At 73.9% G+C, this 24,519-nt stretch carries 25 protein-coding genes and 1 pseudogene; 19 read left to right on the forward strand and 7 right to left on the reverse strand.

Translation table 11 applies throughout. The features are described 5' to 3' along the window. The 7 genes from ACFPGP_RS04445 to ACFPGP_RS04475 are packed head-to-tail and all read left to right on the forward strand — an operon-like array spanning nt 1 to nt 8,533. The gene (locus ACFPGP_RS04445; RefSeq protein WP_378587414.1) at nt 1-978 is read left to right on the forward strand and encodes an SDR family oxidoreductase; all 978 of its coding nucleotides are present in this window, start codon (nt 1-3) and stop codon (nt 976-978) included. Further along, a complete protein-coding gene (iolC, locus tag ACFPGP_RS04450) occupies nt 975-1,955 on the forward strand; it encodes a 5-dehydro-2-deoxygluconokinase (RefSeq protein ID WP_378587416.1) in 981 nt (326 codons plus the stop codon). Before ACFPGP_RS04445 ends, iolC begins: the two co-directional genes overlap by 4 nt. A gap of 24 nt (nt 1,956-1,979) precedes the next feature. After that, nucleotides 1,980-2,900, forward strand: a complete 921-nt coding sequence (locus tag ACFPGP_RS04455; protein ID WP_378587419.1) for a Cgl0159 family (beta/alpha)8-fold protein — start codon at nt 1,980-1,982, stop codon at nt 2,898-2,900. After that, nucleotides 2,897-3,829 (forward strand): 5-deoxy-glucuronate isomerase, encoded by a 933-nt coding sequence (gene iolB, locus ACFPGP_RS04460; RefSeq protein WP_378587422.1) that lies wholly within the window; start codon nt 2,897-2,899, stop codon nt 3,827-3,829. The genes ACFPGP_RS04455 and iolB overlap by 4 nt, the downstream gene beginning before the upstream one ends. A 16-nt stretch (nt 3,830-3,845) precedes the next feature. Then, complete coding sequence (iolD, locus tag ACFPGP_RS04465; protein ID WP_378587425.1) at nt 3,846-5,750, forward strand: 3D-(3,5/4)-trihydroxycyclohexane-1,2-dione acylhydrolase (decyclizing); 1,905 nt, start codon at nt 3,846-3,848, stop codon at nt 5,748-5,750. A 44-nt stretch (nt 5,751-5,794) separates the two neighbouring features. Further along, nucleotides 5,795-6,982: a Gfo/Idh/MocA family protein gene (locus ACFPGP_RS04470; protein WP_378587428.1), complete on the forward strand. Its 1,188-nt coding sequence runs from the start codon at nt 5,795-5,797 to the stop codon at nt 6,980-6,982. A 51-nt stretch (nt 6,983-7,033) separates the two neighbouring features. Beyond that, the gene (locus tag ACFPGP_RS04475) at nt 7,034-8,533 is read left to right on the forward strand and encodes a CoA-acylating methylmalonate-semialdehyde dehydrogenase (RefSeq protein WP_378587430.1); all 1,500 of its coding nucleotides are present in this window, start codon (nt 7,034-7,036) and stop codon (nt 8,531-8,533) included. 6 nt (nt 8,534-8,539) lie between these two features. Here ACFPGP_RS04475 and ACFPGP_RS04480 read toward each other — a convergent pair whose 3' ends face one another. Genes ACFPGP_RS04480 through ACFPGP_RS04490 form a run of 3 tightly spaced genes read right to left on the reverse strand, consistent with a single transcriptional unit; the run spans nt 8,540 to nt 10,720 of the window. Beyond that, complete coding sequence (locus ACFPGP_RS04480; protein WP_378587433.1) at nt 8,540-9,502, reverse strand: ketopantoate reductase family protein; 963 nt, start codon at nt 9,500-9,502, stop codon at nt 8,540-8,542. 58 nt (nt 9,503-9,560) lie between these two features. Then, nucleotides 9,561-10,367, reverse strand: a complete 807-nt coding sequence (locus ACFPGP_RS04485; RefSeq protein WP_378587435.1) for a ceramidase domain-containing protein — start codon at nt 10,365-10,367, stop codon at nt 9,561-9,563. Then, nucleotides 10,364-10,720: a GntR family transcriptional regulator gene (locus ACFPGP_RS04490; RefSeq protein WP_378587438.1), complete on the reverse strand. Its 357-nt coding sequence runs from the start codon at nt 10,718-10,720 to the stop codon at nt 10,364-10,366. The genes ACFPGP_RS04485 and ACFPGP_RS04490 overlap by 4 nt, the downstream gene beginning before the upstream one ends. A 31-nt stretch (nt 10,721-10,751) precedes the next feature. On the opposite strand from ACFPGP_RS04490, the gene ACFPGP_RS04495 reads away from it, so the two are divergent. After that, nucleotides 10,752-11,672, forward strand: a complete 921-nt coding sequence (locus tag ACFPGP_RS04495) for a PfkB family carbohydrate kinase (RefSeq protein ID WP_378587440.1) — start codon at nt 10,752-10,754, stop codon at nt 11,670-11,672. Between the two features lie 68 nt (nt 11,673-11,740). Here the strand turns inward: ACFPGP_RS04495 and ACFPGP_RS04500 are convergent, their stop codons facing one another. Continuing rightward, a complete protein-coding gene (locus ACFPGP_RS04500; protein ID WP_378587442.1) occupies nt 11,741-13,405 on the reverse strand; it encodes an NAD(P)/FAD-dependent oxidoreductase in 1,665 nt (554 codons plus the stop codon). Between the two features lie 57 nt (nt 13,406-13,462). Here ACFPGP_RS04500 and truA point away from each other — a divergent pair, with 57 nt between their 5' ends. From truA to ACFPGP_RS04525, 5 genes are read left to right on the forward strand one after another with little or no spacing between them, the layout of a single operon-like run. Continuing rightward, nucleotides 13,463-14,317, forward strand: coding sequence for a tRNA pseudouridine(38-40) synthase TruA (truA, locus tag ACFPGP_RS04505; protein WP_378587443.1), 855 nt, complete (start codon nt 13,463-13,465; stop codon nt 14,315-14,317). Next, entirely contained in the window at nt 14,310-14,921 is a 612-nt protein-coding gene (locus tag ACFPGP_RS04510; RefSeq protein WP_378587445.1) for a class I SAM-dependent methyltransferase, read from the forward strand. The genes truA and ACFPGP_RS04510 overlap by 8 nt, the downstream gene beginning before the upstream one ends. Before the next feature lie 7 nt (nt 14,922-14,928). Beyond that, nucleotides 14,929-15,378, forward strand: coding sequence for a Clp protease N-terminal domain-containing protein (locus tag ACFPGP_RS04515; RefSeq protein WP_378587448.1), 450 nt, complete (start codon nt 14,929-14,931; stop codon nt 15,376-15,378). Nucleotides 15,379-15,406: 28 nt separating this feature from the next. Further along, entirely contained in the window at nt 15,407-16,459 is a 1,053-nt protein-coding gene (gene mgrA / locus ACFPGP_RS04520; protein ID WP_378587451.1) for an L-glyceraldehyde 3-phosphate reductase, read from the forward strand. Beyond that, nucleotides 16,456-17,007 carry a hypothetical protein gene (locus ACFPGP_RS04525; RefSeq protein ID WP_378587454.1) on the forward strand — a complete coding sequence of 184 codons (552 nt, stop codon included), beginning with the start codon at nt 16,456-16,458 and terminating at the stop codon, nt 17,005-17,007. The genes mgrA and ACFPGP_RS04525 overlap by 4 nt, the downstream gene beginning before the upstream one ends. On the opposite strand, the gene ACFPGP_RS04530 is transcribed toward ACFPGP_RS04525, so the two are convergent. Together ACFPGP_RS04530 and ACFPGP_RS04535 are read right to left on the reverse strand one after the other, a co-directional pair. Beyond that, nucleotides 16,994-17,254: a phosphatase PAP2 family protein gene (locus ACFPGP_RS04530; protein WP_465263249.1), complete on the reverse strand. Its 261-nt coding sequence runs from the start codon at nt 17,252-17,254 to the stop codon at nt 16,994-16,996. The two genes, ACFPGP_RS04525 and ACFPGP_RS04530, sit on opposite strands and share 14 nt — an antisense overlap. A gap of 70 nt (nt 17,255-17,324) precedes the next feature. Then, nucleotides 17,325-18,065: pseudogene (locus tag ACFPGP_RS04535) on the reverse strand (citrate/2-methylcitrate synthase); the annotation flags it as partial. Nucleotides 18,066-18,343: 278 nt separating this feature from the next. Between ACFPGP_RS04535 and rplM the strand changes: the two are divergent. The 6 genes from rplM to ACFPGP_RS04565 all read left to right on the forward strand — a co-directional run bounded on the left by rplM (nt 18,344) and on the right by ACFPGP_RS04565 (nt 23,470). Then, on the forward strand, nt 18,344-18,787 hold the full coding sequence (gene rplM / locus ACFPGP_RS04540; protein ID WP_378587457.1) for a 50S ribosomal protein L13: 444 nt from the start codon (nt 18,344-18,346) through the stop codon (nt 18,785-18,787). 29 nt (nt 18,788-18,816) lie between these two features. Then, nucleotides 18,817-19,338 (forward strand): 30S ribosomal protein S9, encoded by a 522-nt coding sequence (rpsI, locus tag ACFPGP_RS04545; protein WP_378587459.1) that lies wholly within the window; start codon nt 18,817-18,819, stop codon nt 19,336-19,338. A gap of 14 nt (nt 19,339-19,352) precedes the next feature. After that, nucleotides 19,353-20,699 carry a phosphoglucosamine mutase gene (gene glmM, locus ACFPGP_RS04550; RefSeq protein ID WP_378587462.1) on the forward strand — a complete coding sequence of 449 codons (1,347 nt, stop codon included), beginning with the start codon at nt 19,353-19,355 and terminating at the stop codon, nt 20,697-20,699. A gap of 167 nt (nt 20,700-20,866) precedes the next feature. Further along, nucleotides 20,867-21,877: a GNAT family N-acetyltransferase gene (locus ACFPGP_RS04555; RefSeq protein WP_378587465.1), complete on the forward strand. Its 1,011-nt coding sequence runs from the start codon at nt 20,867-20,869 to the stop codon at nt 21,875-21,877. 2 nt (nt 21,878-21,879) lie between these two features. Continuing rightward, nucleotides 21,880-22,932 carry a GNAT family N-acetyltransferase gene (locus ACFPGP_RS04560; protein ID WP_378587468.1) on the forward strand — a complete coding sequence of 351 codons (1,053 nt, stop codon included), beginning with the start codon at nt 21,880-21,882 and terminating at the stop codon, nt 22,930-22,932. A 22-nt stretch (nt 22,933-22,954) separates the two neighbouring features. Then, entirely contained in the window at nt 22,955-23,470 is a 516-nt protein-coding gene (locus ACFPGP_RS04565; protein WP_378587471.1) for a glycine cleavage system transcriptional repressor, read from the forward strand. A 6-nt stretch (nt 23,471-23,476) separates the two neighbouring features. On the opposite strand, the gene coaA is transcribed toward ACFPGP_RS04565, so the two are convergent. Next, nucleotides 23,477-24,460: a type I pantothenate kinase gene (coaA, locus tag ACFPGP_RS04570; protein ID WP_378587474.1), complete on the reverse strand. Its 984-nt coding sequence runs from the start codon at nt 24,458-24,460 to the stop codon at nt 23,477-23,479. Nucleotides 24,461-24,519 lie beyond the last annotated feature (59 nt).

Genomic DNA, 24,519 nt, shown 5'->3' on the forward strand with positions numbered 1-24,519 from the left:
GTGGAGCGCATCCTCCTGACGGGCGGCACCGGCTTCGTCGGTGGCAACGTGGCTGCGGTCCTCACCGCCGCCGGCGCCGACGTCCTGTGCGCGGTGCGTCGTGACCCGGGCCCGACCTTCCCGTGGCGCTGGCGGCTCACCGACCTCGGCGACCCGTCCGAGGTGACGGCCGCGGTGCACGAGCACGACGCGACGTCCGTGCTCCACCTGGCGATCGACAACGACCTGCTCGGCCTCTACCGCGACCGCCGCGCCGGCTTCGACGCCTACGTCGGCATGACGCGCCGCGTCGTGGACGCCGCCAACGCCCACGGCGCACTGGTGGGCTACCTCTCCACCGACTGGGTCTTCGACGGCACCGGTCACCAGGTCGACGAGGACGAGCCCGCCAACCCGCTCAACCTCTACGGCATGTTCAAGGCGTTCTCCGAGCGGGTCGTGCTCGACCGGGCGGACGCCGGCTTCGTCGCGCGGGTCGGCGGCGTCCAGGGCCGCCACCTCACCCAGCCGGCGGCACCCCGGCAGCAGGACTGCGGCTTCGGCTACTTCGTCCTCGCGCTGGTCGACGCGCTGTCGCGCGGCGAGCGGTTCACCGTCTGGGAGGACCCCGACATCAACGGGGTCGCCAGCCCCGTGACGGCATCCGAGATCGGCGCGCGTCTGCTGCGTGCGATCGAGGTCCGGGCCGACGGTGTGCTGCACGTGGTCGGGGCCGACGCCGTGACCCGCCGCGAGCTCGCCGAGGCCACCTGCGAGGTCTTCGACCTCGACCCCGCCCTGCTCGGCACCGGCCCGGTGCCGGACGACGAGCGGCTGCCGGCGCCGATGCCCTTCGACACGAGCCTCTCCACGCCGCGCACGACCGAGGTCCTGGGGATCGCGCCGTACGGCGTCCGGGAGCAGCTCGGGGCCCTGCGCCGCGAGCTGGAGACCGGCGAGCCCTGCCCGCTCACCACCCCTGCGGGGGCGGCGACGTGAGCGGCGCCCCGCTCCCCGCGACCGGCCCCGAGGTCCTCACGGTGGGTCGGGTCGGCGTCGACCTCTACCCGGAGCAGGAGGGACCGCTGGCCGAGGTCAGGACGTTCGCGAAGTCCCTCGGGGGGACGGCGACGAACGTCGCGGTCGGGGCCGCCCGGCTGGGCCGCCGCGCCGCGGTGCTGACCAAGGTGGGGCCGGACGGCTTCGGCGACTACGTGCGCCTCGCCCTCGAGGCGTTCGGCGTCGACGCCAGCCACGTCGGGACGGCCCAGGGACTGCAGACCCCGGTGGTCTTCTGCGAGCTGGACCCGCCGGCCGACCCGCCCCTGCTCTTCTACCGGGCGCCGGTCGCGCCCGACCTCACGCTCGACACCCGCGACGTGCCCTGGGACCTGGTCCGCGACGTGCCGCTCCTGTGGGTCACCGGCACCGGGGTCTCGGTCCCGCTCGCCCGCGCCACGCAGATGCGGATGCTCGAGCACCGCGGTCGCCCCGCGCCCGGCTCGGGCCGGCACACGGTGCTCGACCTCGACTGGCGCCCGATGTTCTGGGCCTCGCCCGACGAGGCGCGCGGTGCGCTGGCCGCGATGCTCCCGTACGTCGACGTCGTCGTCGGCAACCGGGCCGAGGTCGAGGTCGCGGTCGGCACCGCCGACCCCGCACTGGCGGCCGAGAGGCTGCTCGACGCCGGCGTGGAGGTGGCCCTGGTGAAGAAGGGCGCCGAGGGCGTGCTCGTCGCGACCCGCGAGGGCACGACCACCGTCGCGCCGGTGCCGGTCGAGGTCGTGTGCGGCCTCGGCGCCGGCGACGCCTTCGGGGCCGCGCTGGTCGACGGCCTCCTGGCCGGCGACGACATCGTCGCCACCGCACGCCGCGCCAACGCGGCCGGGGCGCTGGTCGCCTCCCGGCTCGCGTGCGCCGACGCGATGCCGACCCCCGACGAGCTCGACGCGCTGCTGGCGTCGGCGTCGTCCTAGCCAACCCGAGAGCGAAGGAAGCCCATGCCCACGCTGATCACCGACGAGCAGTGGCGCTCGCTGCTGGCGACCCGGGTGCACCGCCCGGAAGCCGTGATCGAGGCCTACGCCGATCGCCGGCGCCCGGCCTCGCTGCTCAACGAGCAGGGCTCGATGTTCCTCGTGGCGGCCGACCACCCGGCGCGCGGCTCGCTCGGGACCGGCGGCGACCCGCTGGCCATGGCCGACCGGCGTTCGCTGCTCGAGCGGCTCGTGGTCGCCCTCGCCAACCCGCAGGTCAACGGGGTCCTCGGCTCGCCCGACGTGATCGAGGAGCTGCTGCTGCTCGGTGTCCTCGACGACAAGGTCGTGATCGGGTCCATGAACCGGGGCGGCCTCGACGGGGCGACCTGGACCATGGACGACCGGTTCACCGGGTACGACGCCGAGGCCGTGCGCAGGTACCGCCTGGAGGGCGGCAAGATGCTGCTCCGGATCGACGACGATGACGCGGGCACCGCCCCCACCCTGGAGGCGTGCGCCCGCGCCGTCAGCGAGCTCGCCGAGCACGGGCTGATGGCCATGGTCGAGCCGTTGCCCTACGCGACCGGAGCCGACGGGACCCGGGCCCTGGTCAAGGACTCCGCCGCCCTTGCCCGGGCGGCGACCATCGCCTCCGCCCTGGGGACCACCAGCTCGCGGACCTGGCTCAAGATGCCCTCGTGCGACGACCCCGAGGTCGTCTTCGGCGCCACCACGCTGCCCTGCGTCGTCCTGGGCGGCGTGCCCGGCCCCGACCCGGCGGCGGATCTCGCCTCGTGGGGACGCACGCTCCTCCAGCCGGTCGTCCGCGGGCTCGTGGTCGGCCGGGCGCTGCTCTACCCGCCCGACGGCGACGTGGCCGGCGCCGTGGCCGCTGCCGCCCGGGTGCTGGAGTCGTCCGCCGGACCGGAGCTGGTGGCATGAACCTGCACCTCAGCGCCGAGGGTCGCGACCCGGAGCACCCGGTCGACATCGGGCCGGACGGTGCGGGCTGGGACTACTCCGGCCTGCGCGTCCTCGTCCTCGAGCCCGGCACGCCGACGTCCTTCGAGACCGGCGCCAGCGAGGTCTTCGTGCTCCCGCTGCGGGGGTCGCTCGACGTCGAGGTCAGGGCGGACGCCTCCCCGGAGGTGGTCGAGGCGCAGTGGGCTCTCGAGGGCCGCGACTCCGTCTTCACCCGGGTCACCGACTTCGCCTACGTGGGGCGGGGCAGCACCGTGCGACTGCTCAGCGAGGACGGTGCCGAGGTGGCGGTGCCCTCCGCCCGGTGCGAGCAGCGGCTCGCGCCGCGCTACGGGCCCGCCGCGCAGGTGCCGGTCGAGGTGCGGGGCGCCGGTCCCGCGACCCGTCAGGTGACCAACTTCGGCGTCCCGGGCGTGTGGGACCACGCCGAGCGGCTGATCTGCTGCGAGCTGGTCACGCCTCCGGGCAACTGGTCGAGCTACCCGCCGCACAAGCACGACGCCAGCGAGCCCTGCCCGGTGGTGAACGAGGAGATCTACTACTTCCGGATCGCGGGCGCCGACCAGGTGACGCCGGACCGGTCGGGATTCGGCTACCACCGGACCTACACCGGGCCCGAGCACGACGCCGCCGGCCTGGCGCCGGTCGACCTGCTGGCCGAGGTGCGTGACCACGACGTGGTGCTGATCCCGCACGGCTACCACGGGCCCTGCATCGCCGCCCCGGGCTACCCGATGTACTACCTCAACGTGATGGCCGGACCCGGCGGTCGGGCCATGGTGTTCTGCGACGACCCTGCCCACACCTGGGTCCGTGACTCGTGGTCCGGCACCGCGCCCGACCCCCGCTGCCCCGTGACCTCGGCCGACGGCCGGGTGACCGCACCCTGACCGGAGGACCTCCACGATGAACTCCAGCACCGTCCGCATGACCACGGCCCAGGCCCTGGTCCGGTGGATGACCGCCCAGCGCTCCGAGCTCCTCGACGGCACCGAGGTGCCGCTCTTCGCCGGGGTCTTCGGCATCTTCGGGCACGGCAACGTGCTCGGTCTCGGCAGCGCGCTGCACGCCGTCCGCGACGAGCTGCCGACCTGGCGCGGTCAGAGTGAGGAGGGCATGGCCCTTGCGGCCGTGGCGCTGGCCCGGGCCACCGACCGCCGCCAGGTGATGGTGGCCACGTCCTCGGTCGGGCCGGGCGCGCTCAACATGGTGACGGCGGCCGGCACCGCCCACGCGAACCGGCTGCCCGTCCTGCTGCTGCCCGGCGACACCTTCACCGGCCGCGCGCCCGACCCGGTCCTCCAGCAGGTGGAGCACTACGGCGACCCCAGCACCAGCGTGAACGACGCGTTCCGTGCCGTGAGCCGCTACTTCGACCGGATCACGCGTCCCGAGCAGCTGATCGCCACGCTGCCGCAGGTGGCCCGGGTCCTCACCGACCCCGCGGACGCCGGGCCCGTCGTGCTGGCGCTCCCGCAGGACGTCCAGGCCGAGGAGTTCGACTTCCCGCTCGCGATGTTCGCCACCCGGCGCCACCGACCGCCCCGGCCCCGTCCCGACGCGGACGACGTGGCCGCGGCGGCGCGACGGCTGCTGGCGGCGGAGCGTCCACTGCTCGTTGCAGGCGGCGGGGTGCGCTACTCCGGCGCCGGCCGCACCCTGGTCGAGCTGGCGGAGCGCCACGGCGTCCCCGTGGTGGACACCCCGGCGGGCCGCACCCTGCTGCCCCACGACCACCCGCTGTACGGCGGGCCGCTCGGCATCATCGGCTCGGCGTCCGCCAACACCCTGGCCGGCGAGGCCGACGTCGTGGTCGCGGTCGGCACCCGGCTGCAGGACTTCACCACGGCCTCGTGGACGGTCTTCGCCGACGAGGTGAGCGTCATCCACGTCAACGCCGCCCGGTTCGACGCGGTCAAGCACGGTGGCCAGGGGGTCGTCGGCGACGCGCGCGCCGCCCTCGCGGACCTCGAGGTCGCGCTGGGTGACTGGCGCGTCGACCCCGCCTGGAGCGCCCGCGCCGCCACGGAACGGGCCGGCTGGGACGAGCACGTCGACCGGCTGCGGTCGGGCGCGGCCCCGGACGGGTCGCTGACCTACGCCCAGGTGGTCGGGGTCGTCAACGACCTGAGCGGGCCGGAGGACTACGTGGTCGCGTCGAGCGGCGGCGTCCCCGGCGAGCTGCACGGCGGCTGGCGCTCGGGTGTCCCGACGAGCCGGCCGACCTCCGGCTCGACCATGGACCTCGAGTACGGCTTCTCGTGCATGGGCTACGAGGTCGCCGGTGCCTGGGGCGCCGCGATCGGACGGGCCACCACCCACCCCGACGGGGTGGTGACGAGCCTGCTGGGTGACGGGTCGTACCTGATGCTCAACAGCGAGCTCTACTCGGCAGCGTTCGCCGGCCACCCCTTCGTCGCCGTCGTGTGCGACAACGGCGGGTACGCCGTGATCCACCGCCTCCAGGTCGGGCAGGGCGCCGAGGGCTTCAACAACCTCCTCGCCGACTGTGCCGGGCCCGGGGCGGCGGACGACCTGCGGGTCGACTTCGCCGCCCACGCCCGGGCTCTCGGCTGCCACGTCGAGGACGTGCACGGCGGCGTCGAGGAGCTGCGCACGGCGTACGAGCGGGCCCGCAAGACCGCCCGCACCGAGCGGCGTCCGGTCGTGGTGGTGTGCCGGACCGACCCGTCGTCCTGGACCGAGTCGGGCGCGTGGTGGGAGGTCGGCGTGCCGGCCGGCCTGTCCGGCCGAGCCGGCTACGAGGAGGCCAAGACGCGCCAGCTGCGGTGGCTGGCCGAGACCCGATGAGCGACCCCGCCCCGGCGGGAGCGGAGCAGACGAGGAGCACAGGCGTGGACGAGCAGGACCGCACGATCGGGATCGGCGTCATCGGCGCGGGCTGGCTGGGTGACGTGCACGCGCGTGCCTGGGGCCGGCTGCGGCACCACTACCCGGAGCTCGCGGTGCAGCCGCGTTTCGCGGCCGTGGCGGACAGCGTGGCGGCGTCGCGGGACCTCGCCGTGCGCAAGCACGGCTTCGAGCGCGCGTACGCCGAGTGGCGGGAGCTGCTGGAGGACCCCGACGTGGACGTCGTCAGCGTCACCGCCCCCAATGCGCTGCACCGTGAGGTGGGCGTCGCCGTGGCCGAGGCCGGCAAGCACCTGTGGATCGAGAAGCCCGTCGGCCTCACCCCGGACGACGCCCGCACCGTCGCGGCCGCCGTCGAGGCGGCGGGGGTGCAGGGCGCGGTGGGGTTCAACTACCGGGCCGTGCCCGCCGTGACCCACCTGCGGGAGCTCGTGGCCTCGGGCGCGATCGGACGCCCGACCCACGCCCGGGTCCAGCTGCTGACCGACTACGCCGCCCACCCGCTCGGGCTGCTCACCTGGCGCTTCACCCTCGCCGCCGGCGGGCACGGCGTGCTCGGGGACCTGGCCTCCCACGGTGTCGACCTCGTGCGGTTCGTGCTCGGGGACGTCGAACGCCTCGTCGCCGAGACCGCGGTGTTCCTCGAGCAGCGGCCGGTCCTCGAGGAGGGCGCGGTCAGCTACGGGCACGGTCTGGGCGACGCGTCGTCGCCGACCGGGCACGTCGAGAACGAGGACTACGTCGCGGCGCTGCTGCGCACCGCGACCGGAGCCCTGGTCACGCTGGAGTGCAGCCGCGTGGCCACCGGGGAGCAGAACAGCTACGGCATCGAGGTGCACGGCACCGAGGGCGTCGTCGGCTGGGACTTCCGAACCCCCGGCGAGCTGCGGGTCTCCTCGGGCACGGCGTACGCCGACCAGCCGGCGCAGCGCCTGCTGGTCGGGCCCGGTGCCGGCGACTACGCGAGGTTCCAGCCCGGGGCCGGCATCGGCATGAGCTACGACGACACCAAGGTCATCGAGCTGGCCGGGCTCGTGCGGTCGGTGCTGACCGGCACCCCCGAGGGCCCGGTGCTGGCGGACGCCGTAGCGTCCGCAGAGGCGCTGGACGCGATGGTCCGGTCCGCAGCCGGCCGGGGCTGGGTCGACCTGCGCTCGCCCGTGCCGGCCTGACCCGACGTACCCGGGCGACAGACGACAGACGACACAGAGGAAGAGGACGACGTGACCACCATCGAGCACTGGGTCGGCGGACACACCACCGCCGGCAGGTCAGCACGCACAGCCCCGGTCTTCGACCCGGCGACCGGCGAGCAGCAGGGCGAGGTGCGGCTCGCCACCCGCGACGACGTCGCGGACGCCGTCGGCGCGGCGGATCGGGCCTTCGAGGACTGGTCGCAGACGTCGCTGGCCCGGCGCGCCAAGGTCCTGTTCGCCTTCCGCGAGCTGGTCAACGCCCACGCCGAGGAGCTCGCCGCCCTGATCGTGGCCGAGCACGGCAAGGTCTTCTCCGACGCGCTGGGCGAGGTCGCCCGCGGCCAGGAGGTGATCGAGTTCGCCTGCGGGATCCCGCACCTGGTGAAGGGCGAGTACAGCGACCAGGTCTCCACCGGGATCGACAGCTTCTCCTTCCGCGAGCCGCTCGGCGTCGTCGCCGGCATCACGCCGTTCAACTTCCCGGTCATGGTCCCGATGTGGATGCACCCGGTCGCGATCGCCTGCGGCAACACCTTCGTGCTCAAGCCGTCGGAGCGCGACCCCAGCGCCTCCAACCTCGTCGCTGAGCTCTGGCAGCGTGCCGGTCTGCCTGACGGCGTCTTCAACGTGGTCCACGGTGACAAGGAGGCCGTGGACGCCCTGCTCGACGACCCCCGGGTGAGCGCGGTCTCGTTCGTGGGGTCGACGCCGATCGCGCGCTACATCCACGAGCGCGGCACGGCCAACGGCAAGCGGGTGCAGGCGCTCGGCGGGGCGAAGAACCACGCGATCGTGCTGCCCGACGCCGACATCGGCTTCGCCGCCGAGCACCTCTCGGCCGCGGCCTTCGGCTCGGCGGGCGAGCGCTGCATGGCCATCTCGGCCGCGGTCGCCGTGGGTGGCGCGGGCGACGCGGTGGTCGAGGCGGTCTCCGACCTCGCCCGCGCGGTCCGGGTCGGCCCCGGGCGCGACGCCGCGAGCGAGATGGGCCCGGTGGTCACCCGCGCCGCGCAGGAGCGGATCGAGTCGATCGTGACCGCCGGTGAGCAGCAGGGCGCCCAGGTGAGGGTCGACGGCCGGGGGTACGTCGTCCCGGGCCACGAGGGCGGCTTCTTCGTGGGTCCGACCGTCGTCGACCGGGTGACCTCCGAGATGGACGTCTACCGCGAGGAGATCTTCGGGCCCGTGCTGTCGGTGGTCCGCGCCGACACCGTGGACGAGGCGATCGCGTTCATCAACGCCAACCCCTACGGCAACGGCACCGCCATCTTCACCAACAGCGGCGAGGCCGCCCGGCGGTTCCAGCGCGGGGTCAAGGTCGGGATGATCGGGATCAACGTGCCGGTGCCGGTGCCGATGGCCTTCTACTCGTTCGGGGGCTGGAAGGACTCGCTCTTCGGCGACAAGCACGTGCATGGCCCCGAGGGGGTGTCGTTCTACACCCGCGCCAAGGTCGTGACCAGCCGCTGGCCGGTTCCCGCGGACGCCTCCGACGCGACGTTCCACTTCCGCTCCACCGCGCGGTAGCCCGGGTCAGAGGGTCGCCAGCACCTCGGCGGCGTCGAGGCTGGCGACCGGCCCGCGGGCGGCGACGAGGCGGCGGGTGGCCTCCTGGACCGCGACGTTGGCGGGGGTCGGTACGCCGTTCAGGCGGCCGAGCAGCACGACCTCGCCGGTGAGGTAGTCGGTCTCGACGTCACCGGTGCCGCGGGCGACGCTCTGCCAGGTGGAGCCGCCCCGGATGTCGGGGTGTCGCTCGCCGGACTGCAGGAGGTCGCCCCGGCGCTCGCGGTCCTGCTCGACGCTCACCACGGGGATGCCGGCAGCCGCGAGCACCGCCTCGCCCTCGTCGCGGACCAGCTCCAGCAGGCGGTCGGTCGCGTCACCCGGGGCGAAGGTGGCCTGGACGGCGTTGCCGAGGTTCATCAGCAGCTTGCGGTGCTTCCAGGCCATGATGTCGGGCCGCGGCACCGACGCGAAGCCGGCGCGGCGCAGGTCCTCGGACACCTGCTCGCAGGTGTCGTCGACGCCGCCGGGGTAGCGGCCGACGTCGAGGATGCCCGGCACCGGGTGGCAGCGCTGGACGACCCGGCCGGGGGCGAGGTGCCCCGAGGGGAGCATCACGCAGATGCCGTAGGTGTTCTCGAAGCGACGCAGCACCGCGGCCTCGTTGGCGACGCCGTTCTGGAGGCAGACCACCGGGGTCTCCGGCGGAGCGTGGGCGGCCAGGTCGTCCAGGGCGGCCGCCGTCTGCTGCGACTTCACGGCGAGCAGGACGACCGTCGACCCCGCCCAGGCCAGGTCGCCCGGGCGGGCAGCCACGTGCACCTCGAGCACCTCGGTGCCGACGGGGGTCTCGAGGGTGAGGCCGTCTGCGCGCAGGCGGGCGAGGTGCTCGCCGCGCGCGACCAGCGACACGTCGAAGCCGGCGAGCTCGAGCCGGGCGCCGACGACACCACCGACGGCCCCGGCGCCGAGCACGACGTACCGGGTCACGAGCCGCCCTCGTCGGCCGTGCCGAGCGCCAGGAGGACGTCGCCGAGGACGAGCCAGCTCACGTCGCCACCGTAGCGGCGGGCTCCACCTCCGAGGCCCACAGCCGGAACAGCAGCCAGGCGGCGAGGGCGCCGAGCAGGTGCCAGACGCCGTGCGCCTGCACCAGCGAGCCGGGGTCGCACAGGCCGTGCTGGCCGAGGTTCCAGACCACGAAGGCGACCACCATCGAGCCGAGGGCGGCGGCACCCCAGCGCAGGTCGGTGCGGGTGGGGCCGCGCCGGTGCAGCCGCACCTCGAGCACCACGGTCGTCACCAGGAGGACGGCGAAGGCGACGTTCCCGGCGTACCGCACGACAGGCACGTCGTCGCCGCCGACGCTGCCGACGAGCACGCAGGCCGCGACGAGCAACGAGAACAGCTGGGCGGCGAAGACCCGGTCACGGTCCCACCAGCGGGTCAGGGCGTACGCAGCGGCGAACGAGCTCGTCAGGTACATGCTGAACAGGTCGAGGTCGCCGCCGCGCGCGGACTGGGTCGCGTGCATGGCCGCGCTGGCCGGCCCGAGCAGCACCACGACGCAGGCCCACGCTGTTGCCGTGCCGGGACGCCGGGGCAGGACGTCGCCGAGCAGGTCGGGGCGGCCGGCGCGCCAGGCGACCGCGAGGCCGGCGACGACGAAGCCGGCGTTGGAGAACGTGTTGCCCGGCTGGCGCACCCGGCCGGCGCGGGCGGCCTCGCAGAACGTCGCGCCGCGGCCGACGTCGGCACCGAGCCAGCCCCCGCGGACCGCGAGCACCAGCAGCAGCGTGGAGGCCGCGGCGACACCCGCGGTCACGGCGAGCGGGACCAGCGAGCGCCGGGTCACCAGGAGCGCTCGAGCAGCCGGGTCGCGTCGTCGAGCCCGAGACCGAGCCGGCGGGCGGTGGCGGCGTACGCCGCGGCGGCCTGCTCGGCGTCCGCGCTGCCGGCCTCGGGGGCCGAGGCGACGAACGTGCCCCCGCGACCGCGGGTCACGATCACGCCGTCGTGCTCGAGCGCGCGGTAGGACTTGGCGACGGTGTTGACCGCGAGGCCGAGCTCGGCCGCGAGCCCGCGGACCGTCGGGAGACGGGTGCCCGGCGCGAGGTCGCCGCCGGACGACGCGCGGGACGCGATCTGCCGGCGCAGCTGCTCGTAGGGCGGCTGGTCGGAGCTCGGGTCGAGGGGGTGGACCTCCACGGCCGGAGACTACCTGTGGTAGTCACGTGTCGTGGACCGAGATGTGCTGGTGGTCGGGGAGTCGCTGGTCGACGTGGTGCGGACGGCGGACGGCTCGACGCGGGAGTACGCCGGCGGCAGCGCCGCGAACGTGGCCGTCGCGCTGGCGCGGCTGGGGCGCCCGGTGCGGTTCGCGACGAGCTTCAGCGACGACGAGCACGGGGCGCTGCTGCGCGAGCACATGGAGCGCGCGGGGGTGTCGTTCGCGACCGACCCGCTGGTGGTCGACCGCACCTCGACCGCGCTCGCCACGATCGGCGCCGACGGTGCCGCGCGCTACACCTTCGACCTCGAGTGGCGGCTCGGCCCGCTGGTCGAGGAGCCCGAGCCGCCCCTGGCGGTGCACGTCTGCTCGCTCGGCGCGGTGATCGAGCCGGGGTGCGACGACGTGCTGATGCTGGTGGAGCGGCTGCACGAGGACGCGACGATCACCTACGACATCAACGCCCGACCGGCGATCACGGGCACGGGGGCCGGGGTGGTGGCGGTGGTGGAGCGCGTCGTCGCGCTCGCCGACGTGGTCAAGGCCTCCGACGAGGACCTCGAGGCCTTCTGGCCCGACCGTGACCACGCCACCGCGGCGACGGCGCTGCTCGACCTCGGCCCGTCGGCCGTCGTGGTCACCCGCGGGGCCGGCGGAGCGACGTGGTTCGGCCGCGACCTCGTCGTGGAGGCCGCGACCGAGCCGGTGGTCGTGGCCGACACGATCGGCGCCGGCGACACCTTCGGCGCGGCCCTGGTGGACGGGCTGTGGGAGCGCGACCTGCTCGGCGGCGACCGACGCGGTGCCCTGGCCGACATCTCCCGCGACGTCGTTGCCGAGGTGCTCGCCCGCGCCGTCCGCGCGGCTGCCGTGACCGTCTCGCGGCCCGGCGCCGACCCGCCGTACCGCCACGAGCTCGAGCGCGCCTGAGCCGGTAGTCCCCGACAATTCGGCCCCCTTACTCGCCAGTGGGGGGCCATCTCGTCGGGGACTACCCGTCAGGCCCCGTCTGCCTCGGGGGCCAGCCAGGCGTGCACGAGGGGGACGACGCTGGCGCCCTCGCCGGCGGCGGAGGCCACCCGCTTCATCGAGCCGGAGCGGATGTCGCCGGCGGCGAAGACGCCGGGGAGGGTGGTGGCGAGGTTGTCGGGGGGCAGGCCGTCGCGCCACTGGTCGCGGGGGACGTCGCGGCCGGTGAGCACGAAGCCGCGCCCGTCGCGGGCGACGTCGGGCGGGAGCCAGTCGCAGTGGGGCTCGGCGCCGAGCAGCAGGAAGAGTCCCTGCGCGTCCACCCGCTCGCGCTCGCCGGAGCGGGTGTCCTCGAGGCAGAGCCACTCCAGCCGGCCCTCGCCGCCGCCGTCGACGACCTCGGTGCAGGTGCGCACCTCGATGCGGGGGTTGTGGTCGATCTCGCCGATCAGGTACTGCGACATGGTCTCGGCGAGGCTCGGCCGGCGCACCAGGATCGTCACCGAGCGGGCGAACCGCGCGAGGTGCACCGCCGCCTGGCCGGCGGAGTTGCCGCCCCCCACGACGTAGACGTCGGCGCCCTCCATCTCGCGCGCGGCGGTCATCGCCGCGCCGTAGTGGACGCCGGTGCCCACCAGCGCCTCGAGCGGGTCGACCCGCAGCTTGCGGTAGGCGACGCCCGTGGACACCACGACCGAGCGGGCGGCCACGGCCCCGCCCTCGGTCCGTACGACGTGCGGGGCGCCGTCGCGCCCGGGCTCGAGCGAGGTCACCTCCCAGCCGGTGAGGAACTGTGTGCCGAACCGCAGCGCCTGGTTGCGCGCCCGCTGCGCCAGCCGCATGCCCGAGATGCCGCGCGGGAAGCCGAGGTAGTTGCGGATCATCGACGAGGTGCCCGCCTGGCCACCGATCGCCTCGGCCTCCAGCACCACGACCGACAAGCCCTCCGACGCGGCGTACACCGCGGTGGCGAGACCGGCCGGCCCACCGCCCACCACGGCGACGTCCACGACCTGGTCGATGCTGAAGTCCTCGGGCGCTCCGTAGATCGCGACCGCGACGTCGCGCACCGTCCGGGCCTCGATGGGCGGGCGGTTGAGCGCGTAGACGAGCGGGTAGGACACGTCGTCCGGCAGCAGCTCGCGCACGAACCGCCCGCCCTCGCTGTCGGGGTCGTAGACGCGGCTCGGCATCCCCATCCGGTCGAGGTAGTCGCGGATGCCGAGCGTCAGCGCGTCCTGCGCCGGCGACACGATCTTGACCGCGACCACCTCGGGGTCGACGGCCGTCGACCCCCAGTCGGAGAGCAGGTCGGTGATCGCGTTGTGGAACTCCTCGTCTCGCACGCCGCGCGGCATCAGCAGGTAGGCGTCGTACTTGCCCGTGGCCATGCCGACCCGCAGGCCGGGGGCGTCGGTGATGAAGTGCTCCCAGTGCGCGGCGATCACCCGGCGCGCGGTCGGCACGAGGCGGCGCCACTCGTGGAACGCCGCCAGCACCGGCTGGTCGGGCAGCCGCGAGTCGGTGACGAAGAGCGCGATGGTTCCGCCGTCGGCGAGCACCGCCTCGGCGACCTCGATCGCCTCGGCGCTGGAGCGCGCGGTGCGGAGCTCGTAGTCGCGCGCGTAGCGCCCGAACTCCTCCCGCAGGGTGTCGGAGTGGTGCTCGGAGACCAGCACGAGCGTCGGTGTCACGCACCGATCGTAGGCACGGCGTCCAGCCGGGCCCCGCCGCTGGCAGGATGATCCGCTGTGCGGCTGCGCATCGACCTCGCCTACGACGGCACCGACTTCCACGGTTGGGCCGTCCAGCCCGGCCTGCGCACGGTGCAGGGGACGCTCGAGGCGGCGCTGGCCACCGCGCTGCGGGTCGCGGAGGCGCCCGTCGTGTGCGCCGGGCGCACCGACACCGGAGTCCACGCCCGCGGGCAGGTGGTGCACCTCGACGTCGCCGAGGACGACCTGGCCGCCGCGGCCGGACGCTCGGGCGACGCGCCGCCGGTCGCGCTGGTGCGGCGGCTCAACGGCATCCTCCCCGCCGACGTGCGCGTACGACGGGTGGCTGGGGCCGCACCCGGGTTCGACGCCCGGTTCTCCGCGCTGTGGCGGCGCTACGCCTACCGGATCGCGGACCGCGCCGACGCCCTCGACCCGCTGACCCGTCACCAGGTGCTGGCCTGGGGTCGCCCGCTCGACGAGACGGCGATGAACGAGGCCGCGGCGCTGCTGGTCGGTCGGCACGACTTCGCGGCGTTCTGCAAGGCGCGTGAGGGCGCCACCTCGATCCGGACCCTCGAGGCTCTGACCTGGGAGCGCGACGCCACCGGCGTGCTCGTGGGCACGGTGCGCGCCGACGCCTTCTGCCACAGCATGGTGCGGGCGCTCGTCGGCTGCCTGGTGGCCGTGGGGGAGGGGCGTCGCCCTCCCTCGTGGGCCGGCGAGGTGCTGGTGGCGGCCGTGCGCGACCCGGCCGTCACGGTCGTGCACGCCCACGGGCTCACGCTCGAGGAGGTCGGCTACCCCGACGACGCGGGCCTGGCCGAGCGGGCCGGGCAGACCCGCGCACGCCGCGAGGCCGCCGACGTGGATGGAGCGGTCGATGGATGACCACTACTTCACCGCCGACCCGTCGGTGCCGTTCCGGAGGGCTCCGGTGCACGCGTCGGTCTGGGGGCTCGAGCTCGACCTGGTCTCCGGCTCCGGCGTGTTCGCCCAGGGCCGCCTCGACGTCGGCACGGCGGTGCTCTTCCGCGAGACCGAGCCGCCGCGCTCGGGCCGGGTGCTCGACCTGGGCTGCGGTTACGGCGTGATCGGCCTCGCCCTGGCGGCCACCGGCTCGGTGGTCACCGCCGTGGACGTCAACGAGCGCGCGGTCCTCCTCGCCAACGAGAACGCCGCCGCGCTCGGGCTCACCGACCGCTTCACCGCCGTGACGCCCGACGGCGTCGAGCCCGGCGCGACGTACGACGAGATCTGGTCGAACCCGCCGATCCGGATCGGCAAGGAGGCCCTCCACGGGCTCCTGCTGACCTGGCTCCCACGTCTGGCCCCGGACGGCCGGGCGGTCATGGTCGTCGGCAAGAACCTCGGCGCCGACTCGCTCCAGCGCTGGCTCGGCGAGCAGGGCTGGCCCACCACGCGGCTGGCCAGCGCCAAGGGGTTCCGCGTGCTGGAGACGCGTCGGCGCGGGGTCTCCACGCCGGCGTCATGATGGAGCCGTGAGTGACCGACGGGAGGTCCGGCCCGAGCACCTGCTGCGGGCGGTGCTCGACGACGTCGCGGTGCGCGAGGTGCTGGCCGAGCTCGGGGTGGCCGCCACCGACGTCCTCACGACCCTGGAGCACAAGCGGCTCGCGGCCACCCGCGCCTTCGACGTCGAGTCGCTCCACGAGCTCGGCATCGACGTCGCGACCGTCATGACCGTCCTCAACCCGCCGTACGACGCGGAGGCCGACTGGCAGGGACGGGTGCTGAGCCGCGGTGCGCAGGAGGTCTGCGTGGCCGCACTGGCGGAGTCGGTGCACAGCGACCGCGGCGTGACGTCGGGCCACCTGCTCCTCGGCCTGCTGCGGTCGCGCGACCGCCTGGTCGCGGGCACCCTGCGCGAGCACGGCCTGCGCCTGCGGCCGGCGCGGGTGGTCGTGGCGCACCGGGGTCGCCGGTCGTGACCACCGGCCGACCGGCAAGATGGGCGACATGACGTACGACGCCGCACCCGACCGCTACGCCGCGTACCTGGGGGAGACCGACGCCGGCATGCAGTACCGCCTCACCGGACGCTCCGGGCTCCGGCTGCCCGTGCTCTCGCTGGGGCTGTGGCAGAACTTCGGCGACGACCGCCCCGAGGAGACCCAGCGCGCGATCCTGCGCCGCGCCTTCGACCGGGGCGTGACGCACTTCGATCTCGCGAACAACTACGGCCCGCCCTACGGCCGTGCGGAGGAGAACTTCGGCCGCTACCTCGCCGACGACTTCAAGCCCTACCGCGACGAGCTCGTGATCTCGACCAAGGCCGGCTACGACATGTGGCCCGGGCCCTACGGGCAGGGCGGCGGGTCGCGCAAGTACGTGCTCGCCTCGCTCGACCAGTCGCTGACGCGGATGGGGCTGGAGTACGTCGACATCTTCTACAGCCACCGCTTCGACCCCGAGACGCCGGTCGAGGAGACGATGGCGGCGCTCGACCACGCGGTGCGCCAGGGCAAGGCGCTCTACGTCGGGATCTCGTCGTACTCCGCAGAGAAGACCCGGGAGGCCGCCGCGATCGCCCGCGACCTCGGGACCCCGCTGCTCATCCACCAGCCGTCCTACTCGCTGCTCAACCGCTGGATCGAGGAGGACCTCCTCGACGAGCTCGAGCAGCAGGGCATGGGCTGCATCGTGTTCTCGGCGCTGGCGCAGGGCCTGCTCACCGACCGCTACCTCGACGGCGTCCCGGCCGACTCGCGGGCCGCGCGCAGCGACTCCACGATCCCCGGTGACCACCTCGGCCAGACGCTGGGCCACGTCCGGCGGCTCCACGAGATCGCGGCCGGGCGCGGGCAGAAGCTCGCGCAGATGGCTCTGCAGTGGGCGCTGCGCGACCCGCGGGTCACCTCCGCGGTCATCGGCGCCTCCTCGGTCGAGCAGCTCGACACCAACCTCGACGCGATCGGCGGCCCCGCGTTCACCGACGAGGAGCTCGCCGCGATCGACGCCGACGCCGTCGACGCAGGGATCAACCTCTGGGCGAAGTCCACCGAGCAGTGAGCCGTCGCCGCGCGGCCGGGCGGGCCGCCTCCGCCGCCCTGGTGGCCGCTCTGGTCGCCGGCCTGACCGGGTGCGGTGGTGACGACACGGACGACACGGACGGCTCGGACTCCGCCGCGCCGACGCCCCCCGCGACCACGCTCACCGCCCGCGACCGGGCGCTCTCGGTCGCGCTGCCCGGCGGCTGGTCCGAGGAGGCCGCGGGCGAGGCCGGGAAGGTCGTGGTCGCCGCCAGCGGCCCGCAGGGCGAACGCCTCCGCGTCAGCGTGTACGACGAGCCCGCGGGCGCCGAGCAGGCGGCGATCACCGAGACCGAGCTGCTCAACCGGCGGCACGTGATCTGCGAGCGCCTCGACGACAGCGACGTGCTCGGTGACCCGCACCTGGTCTTCGACTGCGGCAAGGACGACACCCTGCGACGCCTGGTCTACGTCGTGCTCGTCGACGACGCCCGCAGCGCGCTGGTGGGTGTCGAGCTCGACGCCTCGAGCCTCGAGCAGGCCGCGGACGTGGTCGGCCCCGCGGTCGACGGCGTCAGCTGGAGCTGACCCCGGGCGGCGCCGGGCGCTGCGCGCGGGCCCGCTCCCACGCCGAGCACACCACCAGCACCGCGCCGGCCAGCGCGTAGCCGCACACGACGTCGACCACGTAGTGCTCGCCGTCGTAGACCAGCGCCAGCCCCATGAGCAGCGGGTAGGCGAGCAGCAGCCACCGCCACGGCGAGCGCAGCCGCTGCACGCCGTACAGCGCGACCAGGCAGGCGATGCCGGCGTGCAGCGAGGGCATCGCGGCCACCTCGTTGCCGACGCCGGCGAGCAGCAGGTTGATCCGCTCGAGGCCCAGGTCGTCCCACCCGCGCCCGGTGCGAGGAGCCGACCGAGCGCACCGCGTTGGTGGAGCAGTTCTGCTCGTGGTCGGCGTGCAGGATGAACAGGACGTCGAGGGCGCGCACCAGACGCTCGTCGGCCTCGAACTTGCGCTCGCTCATCTTGAACAGCATCGAGAGGAAGTTCGCGGTGTAGCCGAGGTCGTTGTCGGGGTAGACGAACGGCTTGCCCTGCGCGTGGCGGTAGGACCAGGCGCCGAGGGTCGGCATCTTCGCGATCATCCGCACGATCTGCATGTGGCGGTTGCCGGCGTCGGAGATGTTGCGGGCGTCGGGGTAGAACGTCGACAGCGCGCCCACCGAGGCCATCAGCATGCCCATGGGGTGCGCGTCGTAGCGGAACCCCTGCATGAACTCCTTCACGTTCTCGTGGACGAACGTGTGGAAGGTGATCTCGTGCACCCACGACTCGTACTCGTCACGGGTCGGCAGCGAGCCGTGGATCAGCAGGTAGGCGACCTCGAGGAAATTGGACTTCTCGGCCAGCTGCTCGATGGGGTAGCCCCGGTACTCGAGGATCCCCTTCTCGCCGTCGATGTAGGTCACGGCGCTGCGGCACGAGGCGGTGTTGACGAAACCGGGGTCGTAGACCGCCAGTCCGGGCTGGTCGTCGGCGGTCCTGATGGCGCCCAGGTCCGCGGCCTTGATGGTGCCGTCGAGGATCGGGACGTCGTACTCCTGACCGGTGCGGTTGTCGCGTACGGTGAGAGAATCGGTCACCCGACCGACCCTAGCCCCGTGCGCCAGCGAGGGGCCAATCCGCCTGCCGAGGGGCGGACGCGGGGTGCGCGGGCACCGTTTTGACCTGCGGAGACGCCCCCACCTAGACTTGCCGGTCGCGACTCCTGCCGCGTCCCGACCTGTGCTGTGGGTCGGGGTGCAGCCCCGGAGACCGGCGTACGCCGGTGGGCCGGGCCGTGTTCGTCAGAAGTCGCTGCTCCACCACCCGCCGGGGATCGCCCGGTCGGGACCGACGAACGAAGAGAGACGACACAGCCGTGCGTACGTACAGCCCGAAGCCGGGCGACATCCAGCGTGACTGGCACGTGATCGACGCGACCGACGTGGTCCTCGGTCGCCTCGCGGTGCAGACCGCCAACCTCCTCCGGGGCAAGCACAAGCCGATCTTTGCCCCGCACATGGACACCGGTGACTTCGTGATCATCGTGAACGCGGAGAAGGTCGCCCTGTCCGGCACCAAGAAGACCACCAAGATGGCCTACCGCCACTCCGGTTACCCGGGCGGCCTCTCGGCCACCCCGATCGGCGAGCTCCTCGAGAAGGACGCGCGCAAGGCGATCGAGAAGGCCGTGTGGGGCATGCTCCCCAAGAACAAGCTGGGCCGGCAGATCATCAAGAAGCTGAAGGTCTACTCGGGTCCGCACCACCCGCACCAGGCCCAGCAGGCCACCCCGTTCGAGATCTCCCAGGTCTCCCAGTAACCGGCACCGAAGGACGAGTGAGGAACACCGTGGCTGAGACCACCAACGAGACCACCGGCGCCGCTACCGACGCCGAGGAGACCTACGAGACCAACGAGCAGGGCATCGCCTACAGCTCCGAGTCCGCCCCGTCGGCCGACGCGCCGCTGCGCGCCGCCACCATCGCCCCCGCGGCGGCCACCGGCCGTCGCAAGGAGGCCGTGGCCCGCGTGCGCATCGTGCCGGGCACCGGCAAGTGGACCGTCAACGGTCGCACGCTGGACTCCTACTTCCCGAACAAGCTGCACCAGCAGGTCGTCAACGAGCCCTTCGTGACCACCCAGCTCGAGGGCCGCTTCGACGTCATCGCCCGCATCCACGGCGGCGGCATCACCGGCCAGGCCGGTGCGCTGCGCCTCGGCGTCGCCCGCGCGCTCAACGCGGTGGACATCGACGCCAACCGTGCGGCGCTGAAGTCCGCCGGCCTGCTCACCCGTGACGCCCGCGTCATCGAGCGCAAGAAGGCCGGTCTGAAGAAGGCCCGCAAGGCGCCCCAGTTCTCGAAGCGCTGATCGACGCCTCCCCTGTGGGACGTCTCTTCGGCACGGACGGGGTCCGGGGCCTGGCGAACGGTCAGCTGACCGCAGACCTGGCTCTGGACCTCTCCGTCGCCGCTGCCCGCGTGCTCGCCGACCGTGGCGAGTTCGCGGGGCACCGTCCGGTGGCCGTCGTCGGACGGGACACCCGGATCTCCGGGCACTTCCTCGAGGCCGCCGTCGTCGCGGGCCTCGCGTCGGCCGGTGTGGACGTGCTGCGCCTCGGCGTGCTGCCGACGCCCGGCGTCGCCTTCCTGACCGACCGCCTCGGCGCCGACCTCGGCGTGATGATCTCCGCGTCGCACAACCCGATGCCCGACAACGGGATCAAGTTCCTGGCGCGCGGCGGCCACAAGCTCGACGACGCGGCCGAGATCGCGATCGAGGAGCGGCTGCACGAGCCGTGGGAGCGGCCCACCGGCTCCGCCGTCGGCCGCGTCGAGGACCACCCGACCGCCGTGGCGGAGTACGCCGCCCACCTCGTGCGCACCATCGACCACCCGCTCGTCGGGCTGCGCGTCGTCCTCGACTGCGCCCAGGGTGCCGCCTCCGACGTCGGCCCGCAGGCCCTCAAGGACGCGGGCGCCGACGTCACCGCGATCCACGCGATGCCCGACGGCCTCAACATCAACGACGGCTGCGGGTCGACCCACCTCGAGTCGCTGCGTGCGGCCGTGCTCAAGGACGAGGCCGACGTCGGTTTCGCCCTCGACGGCGACGCCGACCGCTGCCTGGCCGTCGACCACACCGGCGAGGTCGTGGACGGCGACCAGATCCTCGCCGTGCTGGCGCTGGGCCTGCGCGACCGCGGCCGGCTCGCCAAGGACACCGTCGTGGCCACCGTGATGAGCAACCTTGGCTTCGTGCAGGCGATGCGCGCCGAGGGTGTCGGCGTACGGCAGACCAAGGTCGGTGACCGCTACGTGCTCGAGGCGATGCGGGTCTCGGGCTACTCCCTCGGCGGCGAGCAGTCGGGCCACGTGATCATGACCGACCACGCGACCACCGGCGACGGCATCCTGACCGCGCTCCACCTGCTCGAGCGGATGGCCACCACCGGCCAGAGCCTCCGCGACCTCGCGGGCGTGATGACGCGGCTGCCGCAGGTCCTCGTCAACGTCACCGGCGTCGACAAGTCGCGCGCCGACGACGACGCCGTGCTCGCCGCGGCCCTGGCCGAGGAGGAGGCCGAGCTCGGCGACACCGGCCGGATCCTGCTGCGTCCCTCCGGCACCGAGGAGATGGTGCGGGTGATGGTCGAGGCCGAGTCCGCCGAGCGGGCCGGCGCGATCGCCGACCGCCTCGCCGTCGTCGTACGCCAGCAGCTGGCGCGCTAGACCGGCCGAACCGTCACTCAGATCCATCGAGCCGTCAGTTCGGGCGGCCAGGTCCCGCTCCCATTGACGGTTCGACTGATCTGAGTGACGGTTCGGCTGATCTGGGTGACGGTTCGGCGGGAAAACCGGTGGGCCGGGGTGCGGGCGAGGACGTAGCGTCCCCGGTCGTGCCCACGCCTGTCCGCGCGACCACCCGCGTCGTCGACCCGAGCGACGAGGGGCTGCTGCGCGCCTGGTGGGAGGTCGGCCGGGCCGCCACCGCCGACCGTCCGCTCGACTCGTGGCCGGTGTGGGAGGTCTCGCGGGTGGCGCTGCCGCAGGCGCGCACCGACCTCCGCCTCGACCTCCTCGTGGCCGAGGTCGACGGCGAGGTCGTGGGCGCGGCGATGCTGGTGCTGTTCCGGATGGACAACACCCACCTCGGCGAGGTCGACGTGTGGGTGCACCCCGACCACCGGCGGCGCGGCACCGGGTCGGCGCTGCTGGCGGCGTGCGAGGACCGGGCGCGCGCCGACGGGCGGGACACGCTGATCTCCAGCGTCTACGCCCCGATGGAGGCCGACAGCCTCGGGTCGGGGTTCGCCGCCCGGCACGGCTACGTCCTCGCCAGCGGCGAGCTGGTCAAGGCCCTGGACCTGCCGGCCTCGGCCCCGGGCTGGGGACCGCTCGACGACGAGGTCGCCGCGGTGATCGACGGCTACCGGGTCGAGGTGTGGGAGGACCGCACCCCGGACGTCCGGGTCGACGACTTCTGCGCGCTGCTCGACCGGCTGCTCGGCGAGATCCCCCTGGGCGAGCTCGACCTGCGGCCGGCGCGCTGGGACGAGGCGCGGCTGCGCGAGGGGGAGGAGCGGGCCGCCGCGGCCGGCCGGCTGCAGGTCGTGGCGGCTGCCGTCGCTCCCGACGGGCACCTGTGCGGCTTCACCGACCTGCGGCTGCACCGGCCCGACCCGCGCCACGCCTCGGTCGGCGCGACGATGGTGCTCCCCGAGCACCGGGGCCACCGCCTCGGGCTCGCGGTCAAGCTGGCGAGCCACCGGCGCCTGCTGGAGCTGGAGCCCGGTTGCCACTGGGTCGAGACCAGCAACGCCGGGATGAACGCGCCGATGAACGCCGTGAACCAGAAGCTGGGGTACCGCTCGGTGGAGCGGTGCCTCGACGTGCAGAAGAGGATCTGAGGATGAGTGCGGGAACGACGGTCGACATCGAGCAGATCGATCCGGCCAACCGGGCGGCGCTGGCGGCCTGGCACGCGACCGTGGTGGCTGCCGACACCTTCGGGCGTGAGGAGAACGCCACCCCCTGGCAGCTGCCCGAGGTGGAAGCGGAGCTCGCCGAGCAGACCGACGTGACCCGGCTGGTCTTCGCGGGGATCCAGGACGGCCGCACGGTCGTGGTCTCCGGGCAGGTCGGGATGCCGCTGCGGCACAGCACCCACCACGCCGACCTCGCGGTGTACGCGCACCCCGACCACCGGCGCCGCGGGCACGGCACCCGGATGCTGGCCCACCTCGAGGAGGTCGCGCGCGGCCACGGCCGCACGGTGGCCAACGCCGAGGCGGCCTGGCCGTACGACGCGCCAGCGGACGGCACCGGCACCCCGGCGGGCGAGTTCCTGCGCTCCTGCGGCTACAAGTTCGGCATCGGCGACGTGATGCGCACGCTCGACCTGCCGGTCGACGACGCCGTGCTCGACGCGCTCGCTGCCGAGGCGGCGCCGCACCACGCGGCGTACACCCTGCGGTCGTGGGCGGGACGGGTGCCGGACGAGCTGGCGGTGGGCTGGGCCGACCTGCTCGCGGACCTGATGATCGAGGCGCCGACCGGGGAGATGGAGCGCCAGCGCGAGTCGGCGGGCGTCGAGGAGATGCGGCGGCACGAGGCGCTCGTCGCGGCGCAGGGACGCACGACGTACAACACCGTCGCGCTGGACGCCGACGGCTGGCCGGTGGCCTACTCCAACCTGGCGGTCACCCGGCACGAACCGGGCAACGCCTTCCAGTGGGGCACCCTGGTGCGGCCCGAGCACCGCGGGCACCGGCTGGGGCTCGCCGTCAAGGCGGTGAACCTGCGCTTCTACCAGGACACCGTGCGCCACGACGAGGAGCGCGCGACGCGGCTGCGCACGTGGAACGCCGAGATCAACACCCACATGGTGTCGGTGAACGAGCGGCTCGGGTTCCGCGCGGTCGAGCGGCTGGGTGAGTTCCAGAAGGGTCTCGTCGGGGCCTAGCCACGTGCCCTAGCCTGCGGGGATGGCCACGTTCGTGATCACGATGATCGGTGACGACCGCCCCGGCCTGCTGCAGGCCGTCTCGGAGCCGGTCAGCGCGCACGGCGCGAGCTGGGAGCGCAGCCAGCTGTCACGGCTGGCCGGCCGGTGCGCCGGCATCGTGCAGGTCTCGGTGCCCGACGACCGGGTCGACGCGCTGGCCGCCGACCTGCTGGCGCTCGGAGGCGACGGACTGCAGATGGTGCTCCAGCGCGTCGACGAGGTGGCGGAGCCGCCCTCGGTGCAGCTCCACCTCGACCTGCTCGGCGCCGACCACCCGGGCATCGTGGCGGAGATCTCCGCCGCGCTGGCCGGCCGCGGGATCAGCATCGAGGAGTTCGTCACCGAGGTGCGTGAGGCCCCGATGGCGGGCGGCACGCTCTTCGCGGCGCAGGCGGTGCTGCGGGCCGACCCCGACCTGGGCACCGACTCGTTGCGCGACCTGCTGGAGGGGCTCGCCGACGAGCTGATGGTGGAGATCCGGCTCTCCGACGAGTGAGCCGGCTCAGAGCTTGCGGAGGCGGACGTAGCGCACGGAGTGGTCGCGGTCCTTGCGCAGCACCAGGCTGGCCCTCGAGCGGGTGGGCAGCACGTTCTGCACGAGGTTGGGGCCGTTGATGGTGTCCCAGATCCGCTCGGCCTCGGCGACGGCCTGGTCCGCGCTCAGGCCGGCGTACTTGGCGAAGTAGGACTCGGGGTCGCGGAACGCCGTCTCGCGCAGGCGCAGGAAGCGCTCGACGTACCAGCGCCGGATGTCGGAGGTGCGGGCGTCGACGTACACGCTGAAGTCGAAGAAGTCGCTCAGGGTGAGCCCGGCGCGGCCGTCAGCCCTGACGCGGGCGGGCTGGAGCACGTTGAGCCCCTCGACGATGAGGATGTCGGGGTGTCGCACCGCGACGTGCTCGTCGGGGACGACGTCGTACACGAGGTGTGAGTAGACCGGGGCCAGCACCTCCTCCTTGCCGGACTTGATGTCGACCACAAAGCGCAGCAGGGCGCGGCGGTCGTAGGACTCCGGGAAGCCCTTGCGCTGAAGCAGGCCCCGGCGCTCGAGCTCGGCGTTGGGGTAGAGGAAGCCGTCGGTGGTGACCAGCGCGACGTGGGGGTGCTCGGGCCAGTGCGCCAGCATCTGCTGGAGCACGCGCGCCGTGGTCGACTTGCCGACAGCCACCGAGCCCGCGAGGCCGATCACGAACGGCGTGTGCGGCGGCTGCGGGCGGCCGAGAAACTGCTCCTGCTGGTGGTGCAGTGCCCGGGCGCTCGCGACGTACAGGCTGAGCAGGCGCGAGACCGGGAGGTAGACCTCCTGGACCTCGTGCAGGTCGAGCGCGTCGCCGAGCCCGCGGAGCGAGGTGATCTCGCCGGGGCTCAGCGGCGCCTCGGTCGTCTCGGCGAGGGAGGCCCAGGCGTCGCGCTCGAGCTCGACGTACGGCGACGCCTCACGAACGTTGTCGTCGCCGCCGTTGCCGGCCCCGGCACGCTGGGACATGGCGGGCATTCTTGCAGTCCCGCCGTGGACCCGGTGGGGCGGACCGGGCAGGGGTGGGG

It is taken from the genome of Nocardioides taihuensis (genome assembly GCF_042657275.1).
Classification (GTDB): Bacteria; Actinomycetota; Actinomycetes; order Propionibacteriales; family Nocardioidaceae; genus Nocardioides; species Nocardioides taihuensis.